We start from the raw sequence: 13,040 nt of genomic DNA on the forward strand, positions 1-13,040 counted from the left end.
TAGCCCAAACCCCCACCCACACCTTTCGCCGCAACTTTCCCACTAAACCCAAACCCGGCCAAACCCCCCCCCACTTTTTAACCCCCCCCACCCCCCCCCCTCCACCCCCCCCCCCCCCCCCCCCCAGCGTATTTTTTGCAAAGATTCTTTTGGTAAAAGAAGTGTATTTTTGAAAAAAGATAAAAAAATAAATCGCCTTGTTTGAAAAAGCAACCTTGTGCATTCTCTTACGATTCTAAGCAATAGCGATGGTTTTTGTCCTCGCTCTCCAATAATACTTTGCATCTCAACTTCTTGCAACAAAGGCTTAACACACACGATAGGAATCTTATGGAGATAAAACATATCCATATAATCATCTACGGGACGATACCAAGATTTGGCAGATTCTATAAATGCCCTTGCAGCTTGTGGCGTAAGATAGTAGCCTTGCGTGCCAGCTACATTTTTAAAAGTAAAGTAAAACCCCTTATCTAACCCATAAAAATCCGTCTTTGTAGCAAGATACATAAGCCGCACATATACATACTCACTTTGTTTTATCCGCTCCAGCTCTTCCCAAAAATGTGGGAGAATCTCAACATCATCTTCTAAAACAATTATGGGTTCATTAGATTCTACACATTTTTGCCAAAGTGTATAATGACTTGCAAAACAAGCTCTTTCCCCATCGCTTAATTCTTTTCCACGAAAGAGAAGGCTTTTTATTTTGGAGCATTGTTTGAAAGCTAAATGCTCTTTTGCTTGTGCGTTTATGGCATTAAAAAATATAATCTCATATTGTTCTTTGAGTTTTGAATCTAGATTGGCAAATTGCTTAGCCATTAAAGCTTTGCGTTCTGTGGCTTGGGGGAGATTTATGATGAAAAGTTTCATTCCCTAGCCCCACCATTAGCACTAAACAACGCCTCATCTTCTTCTTGCATCGCTTTTAAAATTTCATCATAAAGCCTTAAGCTTTCCATCGCACTTTGCTCATCAATCTTACTCATCACAAAGCCTATGTGCAACAGCACCCATTCCCCCACACCAACAGATTCATCTAGCAAGTCCAAACTCGCCTCACGCTTGACACCTAGCGTATCTACCACAGCTATATTGTTTTCTTTAATCTCCACGACTTTAGAGGGTATGGCTAGACACATTTTTACTCCTTAAAATTGATGATTTGATTGATAATTTTGTGCTTTTTTTTGCCTAATAAAATCTTTCACTTTCTCAATACTCGCCCTATCCTTAGAACTAGTGAGTAGAAGTGGCACATTTGCTTTAAGCTGTGCTAAGTCATTTTTCACGCGTTCAAGGCTAAAATTAAAATGCTCCATTAAATCCGCCTTACTTACAATCACCGCATCAGCACACATAAACATCGTGGGGTATTTTAGCACCTTGTCATCACCCTCTGGGCTTGAGAGTAGCACAAGATTTAAACTCGCCCCCAAGTCATAGCTTGCCGGGCATACGAGATTCCCCACATTTTCTATAAATAAATATTCCATTGCCGCAAAATCGCATTGCTTTTCTAGCTCATTGAGAGCAGATTCTATCATTAAGGCTTCTAAATGACACGCCTCCCCCGTGCTGATTTGATAGGCACTCACCCCCTTTGTCTTTAGCCTATCCGCATCGCGATTTGTCTGTAAATCCCCCTCTAAGACGCAAAATCTAAACCCCTCGCACTCGCTTAAAGATTCAAGCAATGTCGTCTTACCACTACCGGGCGAACTCATAAGATTTACCACATATACACCAAGCTTGTTATACCGCTCCCTTAGCTCATTTGCTTTTACATCATTTTTTGAGAGAATCTTGCGGACAATCTCAACAGATTTTTTATTCAAATTTGCGTTATTTGCTAGTCGCTCTTGGCGACTTTTGTCTTTCTCACTCACTGCTTTTCTCCTTTATTTTCACTCCACATACTTCCAAAAACAACCTGCCCAAAGCTAATATTAAAATCATTGCAAGGTAAGTGCTTGTGCATATAAAAGGGTATATTATGCTTTTTAAACAAAGCGTGGATTCTATCACACAAAAACTTATTTTGAAACACCCCACCGCTAAAAAATACGCTCACTTTCTCTCTTTGCAAAACCTGCCTATGCGCCAAAGCTTCCTTACTCATATCCAAAGCCATGTGCGCCAAACTCTCCAAAAACCGCTTCGCCCCCTTTGCTTTATCCTGCGTTATTAGAATCTGCTCTATCATCTCTTTACAATCAATCACGCCCTCTTTTATGCTAAATGGGTAGGGTAGCACTTCAGCCTTTTCACGCAAAGCATAAGATTCTAGCAATGCTCCACTTTGCCCCTCATAACTTTGAGCTTCTAAAATCCCCAAAAGATATGCTACACAATCAATAAGCCTCCCCATAGAGCTTGTGCGTAAAAACACTTTGCTTTCAAACGCATTCCGCAAAAGGCTTATATTCTCCCGTATATGTTCCACAGCGAGATTCTGCGTCTGTATGCCATAGCTCCATAATAAGCCTAAAGCAAGTCTGCCTATCTCTTTTATGCTCACTTCTCCGCCTAAAAGTGCAAAGGGCTTAAGAGAAAAGATTCTACTCATACTCATTTCATCACAATCATACCAAAACCCCTCTCCTCCCCAAATACTGCCATCTTCTCCTAGCCCTGTGCCGTCCCATATAATGCCAAAAGCATCATTGTTTAAGGCATTAGATTCTGCCAAAATCGCATAAAAATGGGCTTTATGATGACTAAGCTGTAATAGTATGGATAAATCTAGCAAGGCTGTGTTATTTACAAGATTCTTAGCCAAAAGGCTTGAAGCATACTGCGGGTGCAAATCGCTCACTACCATTTTTGGCTTTGTAGTATAAAGATGAAGAAAAAATAAAAGCTCCCTTTCATAACGCAAAGTAGAATCTACACTATGCAAATCCCCAAAATAAGGGCTAATCAAAGTATTTTTATACGCAAGACTTATGCTTGATTTTTGCTGCGCTCCTAAGCCTAGACACATTTTTTCTTCACTCTTAAAAGGTAAAAATATCGGTGTATAGCCCCTTCCAAGACGCAATGGACGAATTTCTCCTGCCATACAACGCACAATACTATCATCAAGGGCGTGGGTAATCTCCCTATCATAATCAAGCACCATATCAAACACCCCACTAAGTTTATCCATAAGCTCATTAAATCTCGTAATAATCGGCTCTCCGCTCACATTTGCACTTGTAAAAATCAGTGGCGTTTTTAAGAATCTAAACAGCAAGTGCATTATGCCATTATAGGGCAAAATCGCCCCGATACTTGCCACTTGCGGTGCGATAAGCTCCAAGGCTTGTTCGCTTAGAATCCCATTGTTGCCCTGTTTATGGCGTTTATTTAACAACACAATGGGAGCTTGTGGGGAAAGCAGGGCGTTTTTCTCCATCTCATTCATCTCCGCCACAGAGGCTATATCTTGCAGATTCTTAAACATAATGGCAAAGGGCTTTTTTGAGCGATTTTTGCGTTTTTTTAACGACATAATGGCTTGAATGTTAGTCGCACTTGCGATGAGATTAAACCCACCCACCCCCTTAATAGCGATAATCTTACCCTCCATTATTTTTTGTGCCACAAAGGCAAGGAGCAAAACATCGCTTGTGGCTTTGGGGTAGGCAAATATGTAAGATTTTTTAAGGCTAGGGATAATAAGACGCATTCTAATGGCACATTGATTGCAGGATATGGGCTGGGCGTGGAATCGGCGGTTTGTGGGAGTGTGATACTCACGCTCACAATCTTTGCATTTTTTAAATTCCCGCATTGAGGTATTGTCTCTATCATAGGGCAAAGCGTGGATAATAGAATGCCTAGCCCCACAATAAGAGCAAGTGGTAAAAGCATAGTCTTTAAAGCGTGAATCCCGTCTCATATCGTTCAAGCACGCCTGACATATTGCCAAATCCTGTGGCAAAAAAAGCATATCATCTTGCTTGTCTATGCGTGAAGGCAGTATCTTAAAATCACTGCAAGGGGAGTTTAATGCGGGGGTTTGGCTTATTGTATAGCCTTGAATAACTGCATTTGGCGGCGGATTATGCAAAATCTCTTGCAAAAATTGCTCACTTTGTGCTTGGGTAGATTCAAGATAGATAAAAAGGGAATTGTAGCGATTTTGCACATAGCCTTTGAGATTTAAGCTCGTAGCTCCCCGATACACAAAAGGGCGGAATCCCACGCCTTGTATCACGCCAAAAAGCTCTATAGTGTATGCATTTTTCACATCTTGTTTGAGAATTGGTATATAAGCACTTTTCATACGCGAAGTATAGCACTGAAACTCAAACTATTTTAAAAATTTCTATGCTAGAATTTAGTCCAAACTTTACAGAAAGGCTTATATGCAAAATAGCTTAGATTCACATAGCTCCGCTTCGCAAAAACCACTACAAGATAAACATCGCGTTATATCCATAGCCCTCTTGGATAATCATATCAATATGGATCTATTGCGTGAATTAAGCAAGCATTTACAAGAATCTTTTGCCTACTTTGAGATTCTAATCCTTAATCCCTTATTTGATATGTTTGATAAAAACTACAAAGACACAATAAAGCAAAGAGATACATATATCACCCCCCCCCCCACGATATAAATCCACATTCCACACAAACAGAATCTAGCACCAAAGATTCTAAATCTTTTTTTTGCACCCCAAACCCCACACACCACCAAGATTTTGTTAAGAATCTAGATACTAAAACAACCGCTTGTCATACTGAAGCGTTAGTCGAAGTATCTAAAATCCTAGAATCTAAAAAAGATTTTTCGCCTACGGCTCAAAATGACAAGAATCTAGATTCTAACAAACGCATAAATACCCCTGCGGAAGTATTTTTGAGTGATTTTAGTGGTTTTCAAAGCAAAGGCGAAGGGAGTTACCTAAAGGGTAATGACCGAGCCTTGAGTGCAGAATCCGCTAAAAGCACCAAAAAGATGACGCAAAATCTTGCTTCTATCCCTAATGTGCGGATTCTAGAGATAAACTCCCCGCTTTGTAGTTATGAAAATCTAGGCTCATTAAAATATGAGATTTTTTTACAAAACTGCATTGGCGATTATCTGCTTTTTATGGATTTGAAAACAGATTCTATTGATGATTGCTTATCTATGCTCTCACTCGCCCCACAATACGATATGGTGATTGGCATAAGAAAAAATAAAAAACAGAATATATTACAAAAGCTAGGCTCAAAGCTTTTCTACAAAACACTTGCTCTTTTTGCCAATAGGGCAAGGGAAGATTATAGTGAGTTTTGTGTGATTTCACGCAAAGTTATCCACACACTTTTATCGCATAAACACGATATTAAGTTTTTAAGACTACTACATTTTGACACAACGCTAAACATTTGTGAATATCCCTACACGCCAAAGTCTTATCCAAAAAGAAAGTTTTTAGATTCTCTCTTTTTGGGGCTTGATGTGATTTTTGGGGAATCTTACAAGCTGCTTAGGCTTGGTACTTGTATGTGCTTGTTACTTGCTTGTGGAAATGCACTCTATGCACTTTATATCCTTAGCACTTATTTTTTACTACCCCATATCGCAAGTGGCTGGACTTCTACTTCGCTGTATATGGTGGCTATGAATATCGGGCTGTTTTTAATGCTTTCAATCATTGGCGAATATGTGCGAATTGCTCTCATCAAGCTAAAAGGTGCTACGCCCTATGAAATTGTCAATGAGACAAGTTCAGTCAATCTTAATTTTGAAAACAAAAATATACAAAGGCATTAGTATGGAATCTAATAAAATTTTAAACATCATAATCCCTGTGCTAAATGAAGAAAAACGGCTTGAAAATGGCATAAGAGGGGCAATGGCGTTTCTAAGGGAAGCAAAAATTCCACACATTATAAGCATTGTAGATAATGGCTCAAGCGATTCTACACAAGAGATTGCTAAAAGTTTATGTGAAGAGCTTAACACTAATACTTTAGAGATTATTTCGCATTTAGAATATTTACGCTTAGAAGAAAGAGGTGTGGGCTTGGCGTTACGCACTGTCATAACGCATAATGCTAAAAGGAGTAAGCCTTGTGGCTTTATCGGCTATATGGATATAGACTTATCAACAGATATAAAGCATTTACAAGAAGTGTATGAGAATCTAAGCAAGGGCGTAGAGATTATTGTAGGCTCTAGGCTTTTAAAAGATTCTGTGGTGATTGGGCGAAGTTTGAAAAGAGAGATTCTCTCTCGCACCTTAAATCTTATCCTTAAAATCGCACTCAAAGCAAAGTTTAGCGATGCGATGTGTGGATTTAAATTCTATCAATCGCAAGTGGCTTTAAATCTAAAAAATCTCTGCAATGATGATAAAAGATGGTTTTACTGCACACAAATGCTAGTTATAGCACAATATCACAACATTCCTATAAAAGAAATCGCTGTAAAGTGGGAAGATGAAAGCACAGATTCTAAAGTGAGAATCTTTTCACTCTCATGCATTTATTTAAGTGAAATTTGGCGACTTTTTAAGCTTTTACGCCTGAAAAAATAATAAAAAGGATTAATATGCAAAAGGCAATTCTTATTGGCAGGGGTTATTGGGGCAAGATTTTGCAACACTACATTCAAAAACATTATAAAATTTCTCATATCTTTGGGCGTGATGTCGAAGATGAAGTCTTAATTGAAGCTTTAGATAAAGCAGATTCAGCCTTTATCGCTACACCGCTTTCTTCACATTTTAAGCTTGCAAAACTCGCCCTTGAACACAACTGCAATGTCTTTGTAGAAAAGCCTAGCACCGCCACAAAAGAGGAGTTTGAAACACTGCTAAATCTAGCTAGAAAAAACAATAAGATTCTATTCACAGATTATATTTACACATTTTCGCAATCTATTCTCTATGCTTTAAAGATTTTGCAAGATACAAATGCCAAAATAGAATCCATAAACGCAGAAATCACGCAATATGGCAATTTCTATGAAAATGAGAGTGTGCTAGAAGTCATAGGTGTGCATTATATCAGCGTGTTTGCCTTTATGCAGGAGCTTGGACTTTTAGATAATCTTTGTGTGAAGTCGTGCAAATTTTTAGATTCCAAAAAACAAAGTGCGACTTTGGAATTTAGTGTCTTGCAAGAGAAAGGGAGTAAAAAAGAGATTGTTTTATTACTTCATTGCAGCTTACTTTCAAATGATAAAAAGCGATTGTTGCGTATCAGCACAACAGATTCTATAATCAGCGTGGATATGCTTTCTCAAACACCGCTTAGCATAATAGAATCTAGTCAATCTTTACCCATTTTTGATGAGAAAAATAATCTTAACTTTGCTATGGAGAGTTTTAAAGATATGTGTGCGAGAGTGAAGCAAGATTCTATAAGCTTAGAATCTTGCACTAACGCCACTGCGGAAGTATCTTGGAGTGATTTTAAGTGTTTTACTAAAGAAAGCAGAGCTTTTCAAAGCAAAGGTAAAGGGAGTGGCTCAAAGGCAAATGACCGAGCTTTGAGTGCAGAATCGCTTAAAAGCACCCAAGAGACAACGCAGAATCTACATTTAAGATTCTCTTACGCCACCCTAGCTCTTCTCTCACAAGCCCATAATCTCGCCCAAAACTCACTTTAAAGCCCTAAGAATGCCAAAGCTAGACAAATACGACTGCATTATCATCGGGGGTGGATTCTTTGGGGCATATATCGCCTTGCAGCTTAAAGAGAAGTTTAACTCTATTCTTGTGCTAGAGCAAGAAAGTGATTTGTTACTTCACGCAAGTGTAAATAATCAAGCCCGCGTGCATAATGGCTATCACTATCCGCGTAGCCTAAGCACGGCTATCAGCAGCAGAAGGCATTTTAAAACCTTTTGTAATGAGTTTAAACTTGCTATAAAAAATGATTTTGCTAAATATTATGCTATTGCAAATATTGGCTCAAAGACTTCTAGCACGCAGTTTTACAGGCTTTTTAAGCAATTTGATATTTTTATAGAATCTGTGCCAAATCACATTAAAGCGATGTTTAATCCAAAACTTGTCAATGATGTATTTTTGACACGAGAATACGCCTTTGACGCGGCGATTTTAAGGGAGATTCTAAAAGAAAGGCTAGAATCTAAAAAGATAGAAATAGCCACAAATACACAGGCTGTTTGTGTGAGAGAAGATAAATTTGGATTATGCGTTGAGATTCAAAAGATAGGGCATTCAGCTTGTAATGCTATTTCGGCGGATTCTGCAATCGCTAAAGTGACAAAGCACGACTTTGCCACAATAAAAATCAGTAGTAGCGATTCACAAAGTGAAACGCCTACCTTGAAAGCGTCGTCGGGGTGGGGGATTTTTAAGGGGGAGGGAGCGACTTCGCATTCTTGCGGAGCAATAATCCATACTTGCAAATTTAAGCCCCTCCCCCTTAAAGAAAAAGAAAATAAAATTTTAAAAAATATTGACCGCAGTGATTTTTCGCCACAAGCTGAATTGCAAAAAGAGACAATGTGGAAAACAAGAAAACTACACGCCCCATTAATTATAAACTGCACCTATGCCGGTATAAATCATTTATTACAAAATTCACACTTGCCCCCACTCCCACTTAAATTTGAGATGACAGAAATGGCGTTAGTCAATGTGCCTAAAAGCTTAAAAGACATAGCGATAACAATTATGGACGGGGCATTTTTCTCCCTTATGCCATATCCTTCAAAAGACTGCTATACGCTAAGCCACGTGCGATACACACCACATTTTGCTTGGCGGGATTTTTCATTAGAATATAAGCTTAAAGCTTATAATCTACAAGATTCTAATAACCCACCCACACAAACCACAAGCCCTTATACGATACTTCAAGCCTTTATGCAAAATGCAACGAGCAATTTCCCTTTAATGAAAGCTGATGCAAGACGCTATATGCCAATTTTAGAATCTTTAGAATATCTAGATTCACTCTATGAGATTAAAACTCTGCAGATTCAAAATGAAATTGATGATGGCAGACCCATTATCTTTGCTAAAGACTACGGGTTGAAAGGCTTTTGCACGATTATGGGCGGAAAGATTGATAATATTTATGAAATAGTAGCATTGCTAGCAACAGAATTTCATATTTAAACTTAAACTGATTATGCTAAAATAACACCTATATTTTTAAAGGAGTATGGTGATGAAAGAAGCTGGAATTGAACTTATGAAAAATACAAAAAGTGTAAAAGATATTGATGTGAGTGATAAAAGGGTGCTAATCCGTGTAGATTTTAATGTGCCGATGGACGAGGATTTTGACATTTGTGATGATACGAGAATCCGCGAGGCATTGCCTACGATTAATTACTGCATTGATAATCACGCTAAAAATATCGTACTTGTGAGCCACTTAGGGCGTCCAAAAGGCAGAAGTGCGGAATTTTCACTCAAACACGTAATTAAGCGTGTGGAGCGACTTTTGGGGCGAGATGTGGGCTTTGCAGAGAGTATTGAAGAAGCAGCCCTGCTTCAAGAGCAAAGCCCAAGTGGCAGTGTGATTTTGCTAGAAAACATTAGATTTTGCGTTGGAGAAGAAAAAAATGACAAAGACTTGTCAAAAAAACTTGCCGCACTTTGTGATATTTATGTCAATGACGCCTTTGGGACAAGCCATAGAGCGCACTCTAGCACTTGTGGTATTGCGGAATTTGCCAAAGAGCGTGTGGCGGGATTATTACTAAAAAAAGAGATAGATTCATTTGCTAAAGCTATGGCAAATCCGCTAAAGCCTGTGCTACTTATTGTTGGAGGAAGTAAAGTAAGCTCCAAACTTGCACTTTTATATAATATCCTTGATGTTGTAGATAAGATTATCATCGGTGGGGCGATGAGCAATACATTCTTAAAAGCTTGTGGATATGATATGCAAAAATCCCTTGTAGAAGAAGACCTTGTGCCAGAGGCAAAAAAGATTCTAGAACACGCTAGAGAAAAGAAAGTGAAAATTTATCTCCCTGTTGATGTGGTAAGCACTGATGATATTAAATCTCACACACAGATTAAAATTACACCCGCACAAGATGTGCCAGAGGGCTTTATGGCGGTAGATATGGGACCTGCGACGAGTAAGCTTTTTAGCGAAGTAGTAAGAGATTCTCAAACGATTATTTGGAATGGACCTTTGGGAATCTATGAGATTCAAGCCTTTTCACGAGGGACTTTTAATCTCGCTCACGCTGTGAGTGATACCTATGCTTTTAGCCTTATTGGTGGGGGCGATACTGCCGATGCGATTGATAGAGCGGGTGAGCGGGATAATATGAGCTTTATATCCACAGGTGGTGGAGCGAGCTTAGAATTGCTTGAAGGCAAGATTCTCCGTGCTTTTGAGGTGCTAGAACGCAAATAGTTTAAGGCGTGAGCCTAAAGGCTGGAATGTAAAATGAACCCAAAGACGATAGGTAGCGTTATCTACATAGCCATCATCACACTCTCAAGCATTTACATACCCCAGCCTATTTTGCCACTTTTAGCCCTAGAGTTTGGTACTACTGCACAAAACACATCTGCCATTACTTCCATTACACTTTTACCTATGGCATTTGCACCGCTTTTTTATGGCTATTTTTTAGAAAATCATCAGCCAAAGCTGATTCTAAGTCTTTCCCTATTTATTGCTGGATTCTTTCAAATTCTCCTTGCGTGGTGTGAAAACTTGGAGATTTTTTTACTCTTGCGTTTTATTCAATCCCTATTTTTTCCAGCTATTCTTACCACACTACTTACCATTCTCACACGCTCACAAAGTGGCTCTTTGCAGTTTAATGTCAGCATTTACATCGCCTCCACCATCGCAGGTGGGCTTTTTGGCAGAATGGGGGGGGGGCATATCTCACAGAGCTTTTTTCGTGGCAAATATGCTTTATCCTTTTGGGCGGAAGCTTAATACTAGGTGGATTTTTTAGTATATCTTGGATTGCAAATCAAGCCTCACAACTTGCCAAATTCACATTTTCACAAATCCTGCCCCTGCTTAGCAACAAAACATCACTTGTCGTGCTAGGAAGCGTGTTTGTGATGTTTTTTAGCTTTCAGGCTGTGCTAAATACACTGCCTTTTTATGCAAAAGAGATGTATCCGTATATTAGTCAAAATGAGCTTGGCAGGTTGTATTTGGGCTATAGCATAGGGATTGTTGTTTCACTTCTTGCTAATCCTATCATCAAGCTTTGTGGCGGTAGAGAAAAAACCATTTTTTTAAGCTTAAACCTTTTTGCTCTAGGGCTGTGCGTCTTTCTTTTGCATTCGCTTATGTGGATATATGTGGGAATGTTTGTTATGTGCTTTGGCTCATTTATCGCACATTCCGTGCTAAATGCCCTTAATAACTCACTTAATCCAAAATATAAAGCCGCTTCAAGTGGGCTTTATCTTAGTTTTTATTACACGGGTGGGACGCTAGGCTCATATCTTTCATCTTTTATTTTTGAACTCTTTGGGTGGCAGATTCTTATTATCTCACTTGCAATCACTCTAAGCCTCATATCGTTTATCTTCTATCATCATACAACTTACATCAATTTGCACTTATTTTTGAAGCAATGATTGCCCAAAGTCCGGATAAAAAGCTTAAATTTATTGGCGATATAGAGCAAATGGCACAAGAGCTATTAGAAAGTGAGAATCTGCCTTCAAACACACTAGATTCTTATTATTTAGAATCTAGCTTCCAAACGCAGGAGATACAGCATTTTTTTACCGACTTTCACTCCCCTATTCGCCCACTTCAAAACCCATCATATCAGCGATTTTGCACTATCACCCACCCTACAAAAATCCGCCGCCCAAAGCATATCAAAAGTGTGCAATCCCTTGCTAAAGTATTGCACTCTATCGTGCATATTGAATATAGCGCGATTGATTTAGCCCTTGATGCGATATATCGCTTTAGGCATTTGCCCCTGCAGTATTATCGTGATTGGCTTATTGTGGCATTGCAAGAGGCAAATCACTTTAGACTTTTGCTAGATTCACTTCATAGTTTAGGCTATGAATATGGAGATTTTTCTGTGCATTCCCAGCTTTTTGACGCACAGAGTGCTACACAGGATTTTAGAGATAGAATGGCATTGCTTCATCGTGGCTTAGAAGCAAATGGGCTTGATGCTAATCCTTTTGTAACCGCAAAGATAAAGGCATTTGAACACGACAGCACTCCGCAGATTCTAAAAGCACTTGAGATTATCCTGCACGATGAGATAGAACATGTAAGGAAGGGAGATTTTTGGTGGAGATATGCTAATACCAAAACAAGCCCAGAGGATTTTATAACGATACTTCAAAATTTTAAGCAATTCCACCCTGTACCTAAGATTCTCAATCTTGAAGCAAGGCTACAAGCTGGATTTTCTACCGAGGAGCTGGAGTGTTTAACACACCTTTATTCCACAAATTCATAGCACATCTTACAGAATTATAGAATCTACTTTAAAGCCCTAACATACTTTTTAATACACTTTATTGCCCAGTCATAATGACTTGAAGTGCTGCTCACACAATAGCTACCAAGACTTGTGTTGCCACACCACTTATAATGCTTTTTCACAAAAAGTGTTTTATGCGGTAAAGTGGCGATAAGCTCCATTACTTCTGTATGGCTTTGATAAAGCAAATTTTTTGCGTGTTCTAGTGAAGTGTCGTGGTGTTTTTCTTTAATTGCCCAATTCATTTTTGGATAAGTTTTGAAGTTGTAGGGTGGCGGCAAAAAAGGGATAAAATCACTAGTTTTATTGAGATTTGTCCGCACAAAAGTAAGTAGTAAAATCTGCCATTCATATAAATGGATAAGCACATCTTTAAGTGTCTCGTCGCGTTCATTGTAGGCAAAATGAGTATTTTGGGCATCAAGCGGGATAGATTCAATAATTGCAAAGAGCTTTTCAAAATTTGTCTGTGAAGCTTCTTGTAATTGCAACTTTGTCGTAGGGCGAGACATTTATTTCCTTTCTCAAAAAAAAAAAAAAAAAAATCAATCTCAAATCACAATCTCATTTTAGCCCATTTTATCTAACAAAAAAAATATAAAGATGAAAAATCCAAAGTAAC

Annotated in this window: 14 protein-coding genes; 9 read left to right on the forward strand and 5 right to left on the reverse strand. The window is 38.7% G+C overall.

Going from position 1 to position 13,040, the window contains the following annotated elements:
* Window positions 1–42: 42 nt before the first annotated feature.
* Genes EBF12_RS10755 through hypF form a run of 4 tightly spaced genes read right to left on the reverse strand, consistent with a single transcriptional unit; the run spans window position 43 to window position 4,276 of the window.
* The gene (locus EBF12_RS10755; RefSeq protein ID WP_121727644.1) at window positions 43–876 is read right to left on the reverse strand and encodes a glycosyltransferase family 25 protein; all 834 of its coding nucleotides are present in this window, start codon (window positions 874–876) and stop codon (window positions 43–45) included.
* The gene (locus EBF12_RS10760; protein WP_121727645.1) at window positions 873–1,145 is read right to left on the reverse strand and encodes a HypC/HybG/HupF family hydrogenase formation chaperone; all 273 of its coding nucleotides are present in this window, start codon (window positions 1,143–1,145) and stop codon (window positions 873–875) included. The genes EBF12_RS10755 and EBF12_RS10760 overlap by 4 nt, the downstream gene beginning before the upstream one ends.
* 9 nt (window positions 1,146–1,154) lie before the next feature.
* A complete protein-coding gene (hypB, locus tag EBF12_RS10765; protein ID WP_121727646.1) occupies window positions 1,155–1,892 on the reverse strand; it encodes a hydrogenase nickel incorporation protein HypB in 738 nt (245 codons plus the stop codon).
* Window positions 1,889–4,276, reverse strand: a complete 2,388-nt coding sequence (gene hypF, locus EBF12_RS10770) for a carbamoyltransferase HypF (protein ID WP_121727647.1) — start codon at window positions 4,274–4,276, stop codon at window positions 1,889–1,891. Before hypF ends, hypB begins: the two co-directional genes overlap by 4 nt.
* Before the next feature lie 82 nt (window positions 4,277–4,358).
* Between hypF and EBF12_RS10775 the strand changes: the two genes are divergently transcribed.
* The 9 genes from EBF12_RS10775 (at window position 4,359) to EBF12_RS10810 (ending at window position 12,394) form a co-directional block, all read left to right on the forward strand.
* The gene (locus tag EBF12_RS10775; protein ID WP_121727648.1) at window positions 4,359–4,613 is read left to right on the forward strand and encodes a hypothetical protein; all 255 of its coding nucleotides are present in this window, start codon (window positions 4,359–4,361) and stop codon (window positions 4,611–4,613) included.
* A 242-nt stretch (window positions 4,614–4,855) separates the two neighbouring features.
* Window positions 4,856–5,758, forward strand: a complete 903-nt coding sequence (locus tag EBF12_RS10780) for a glycosyltransferase family protein (protein WP_208630987.1) — start codon at window positions 4,856–4,858, stop codon at window positions 5,756–5,758.
* Between the two features lies 1 nt (window position 5,759).
* The gene (locus EBF12_RS10785) at window positions 5,760–6,524 is read left to right on the forward strand and encodes a glycosyltransferase (RefSeq protein WP_121727650.1); all 765 of its coding nucleotides are present in this window, start codon (window positions 5,760–5,762) and stop codon (window positions 6,522–6,524) included.
* Window positions 6,525–6,538: 14 nt separating this feature from the next.
* Window positions 6,539–7,600: a Gfo/Idh/MocA family protein gene (locus EBF12_RS10790; RefSeq protein WP_121727651.1), complete on the forward strand. Its 1,062-nt coding sequence runs from the start codon at window positions 6,539–6,541 to the stop codon at window positions 7,598–7,600.
* A 10-nt stretch (window positions 7,601–7,610) separates the two neighbouring features.
* Window positions 7,611–9,083: an FAD-dependent oxidoreductase gene (locus tag EBF12_RS10795; RefSeq protein ID WP_121727652.1), complete on the forward strand. Its 1,473-nt coding sequence runs from the start codon at window positions 7,611–7,613 to the stop codon at window positions 9,081–9,083.
* 52 nt (window positions 9,084–9,135) lie between these two features.
* On the forward strand, window positions 9,136–10,344 hold the full coding sequence (locus EBF12_RS10800) for a phosphoglycerate kinase (protein ID WP_121727653.1): 1,209 nt from the start codon (window positions 9,136–9,138) through the stop codon (window positions 10,342–10,344).
* Between the two features lie 33 nt (window positions 10,345–10,377).
* A complete protein-coding gene (locus EBF12_RS12080) occupies window positions 10,378–10,881 on the forward strand; it encodes an MFS transporter (RefSeq protein ID WP_244196529.1) in 504 nt (167 codons plus the stop codon).
* Window positions 10,866–11,540 carry an MFS transporter gene (locus EBF12_RS12085; RefSeq protein WP_244196530.1) on the forward strand — a complete coding sequence of 225 codons (675 nt, stop codon included), beginning with the start codon at window positions 10,866–10,868 and terminating at the stop codon, window positions 11,538–11,540. The genes EBF12_RS12080 and EBF12_RS12085 overlap by 16 nt, the downstream gene beginning before the upstream one ends.
* Window positions 11,537–12,394 carry a ferritin-like domain-containing protein gene (locus EBF12_RS10810; RefSeq protein WP_121727654.1) on the forward strand — a complete coding sequence of 286 codons (858 nt, stop codon included), beginning with the start codon at window positions 11,537–11,539 and terminating at the stop codon, window positions 12,392–12,394. Before EBF12_RS12085 ends, EBF12_RS10810 begins: the two co-directional genes overlap by 4 nt.
* Before the next feature lie 23 nt (window positions 12,395–12,417).
* On the opposite strand, the gene EBF12_RS10815 is transcribed toward EBF12_RS10810, so the two are convergent.
* Window positions 12,418–12,930, reverse strand: a complete 513-nt coding sequence (locus EBF12_RS10815) for a ClbS/DfsB family four-helix bundle protein (RefSeq protein ID WP_121727655.1) — start codon at window positions 12,928–12,930, stop codon at window positions 12,418–12,420.
* Between the last annotated feature and the right edge of the window lie 110 nt (window positions 12,931–13,040).

This window comes from Helicobacter labetoulli (assembly GCF_003670275.1).
GTDB lineage: Bacteria > Campylobacterota > Campylobacteria > Campylobacterales > Helicobacteraceae > Helicobacter_C > Helicobacter_C labetoulli.

Coding starts and splice junctions, on each gene's coding strand:
- EBF12_RS10755 (WP_121727644.1), bottom strand. CDS start 876: ATGAAACTTTTCATCATAAATCTCCCCCAAGCCACAGAACGCAAAGCT.
- EBF12_RS10760 (WP_121727645.1), bottom strand. CDS start 1,145: ATGTGTCTAGCCATACCCTCTAAAGTCGTGGAGATTAAAGAAAACAAT.
- hypF (WP_121727647.1), bottom strand. CDS start 4,276: ATGAAAAGTGCTTATATACCAATTCTCAAACAAGATGTGAAAAATGCA.
- EBF12_RS10775 (WP_121727648.1), top strand. CDS start 4,359: ATGCAAAATAGCTTAGATTCACATAGCTCCGCTTCGCAAAAACCACTA.
- EBF12_RS10785 (WP_121727650.1), top strand. CDS start 5,760: ATGGAATCTAATAAAATTTTAAACATCATAATCCCTGTGCTAAATGAA.
- EBF12_RS10790 (WP_121727651.1), top strand. CDS start 6,539: ATGCAAAAGGCAATTCTTATTGGCAGGGGTTATTGGGGCAAGATTTTG.
- EBF12_RS10795 (WP_121727652.1), top strand. CDS start 7,611: ATGCCAAAGCTAGACAAATACGACTGCATTATCATCGGGGGTGGATTC.
- EBF12_RS10800 (WP_121727653.1), top strand. CDS start 9,136: ATGAAAGAAGCTGGAATTGAACTTATGAAAAATACAAAAAGTGTAAAA.
- EBF12_RS12080 (WP_244196529.1), top strand. CDS start 10,378: ATGAACCCAAAGACGATAGGTAGCGTTATCTACATAGCCATCATCACA.
- EBF12_RS10810 (WP_121727654.1), top strand. CDS start 11,537: ATGATTGCCCAAAGTCCGGATAAAAAGCTTAAATTTATTGGCGATATA.
- EBF12_RS10815 (WP_121727655.1), bottom strand. CDS start 12,930: ATGTCTCGCCCTACGACAAAGTTGCAATTACAAGAAGCTTCACAGACA.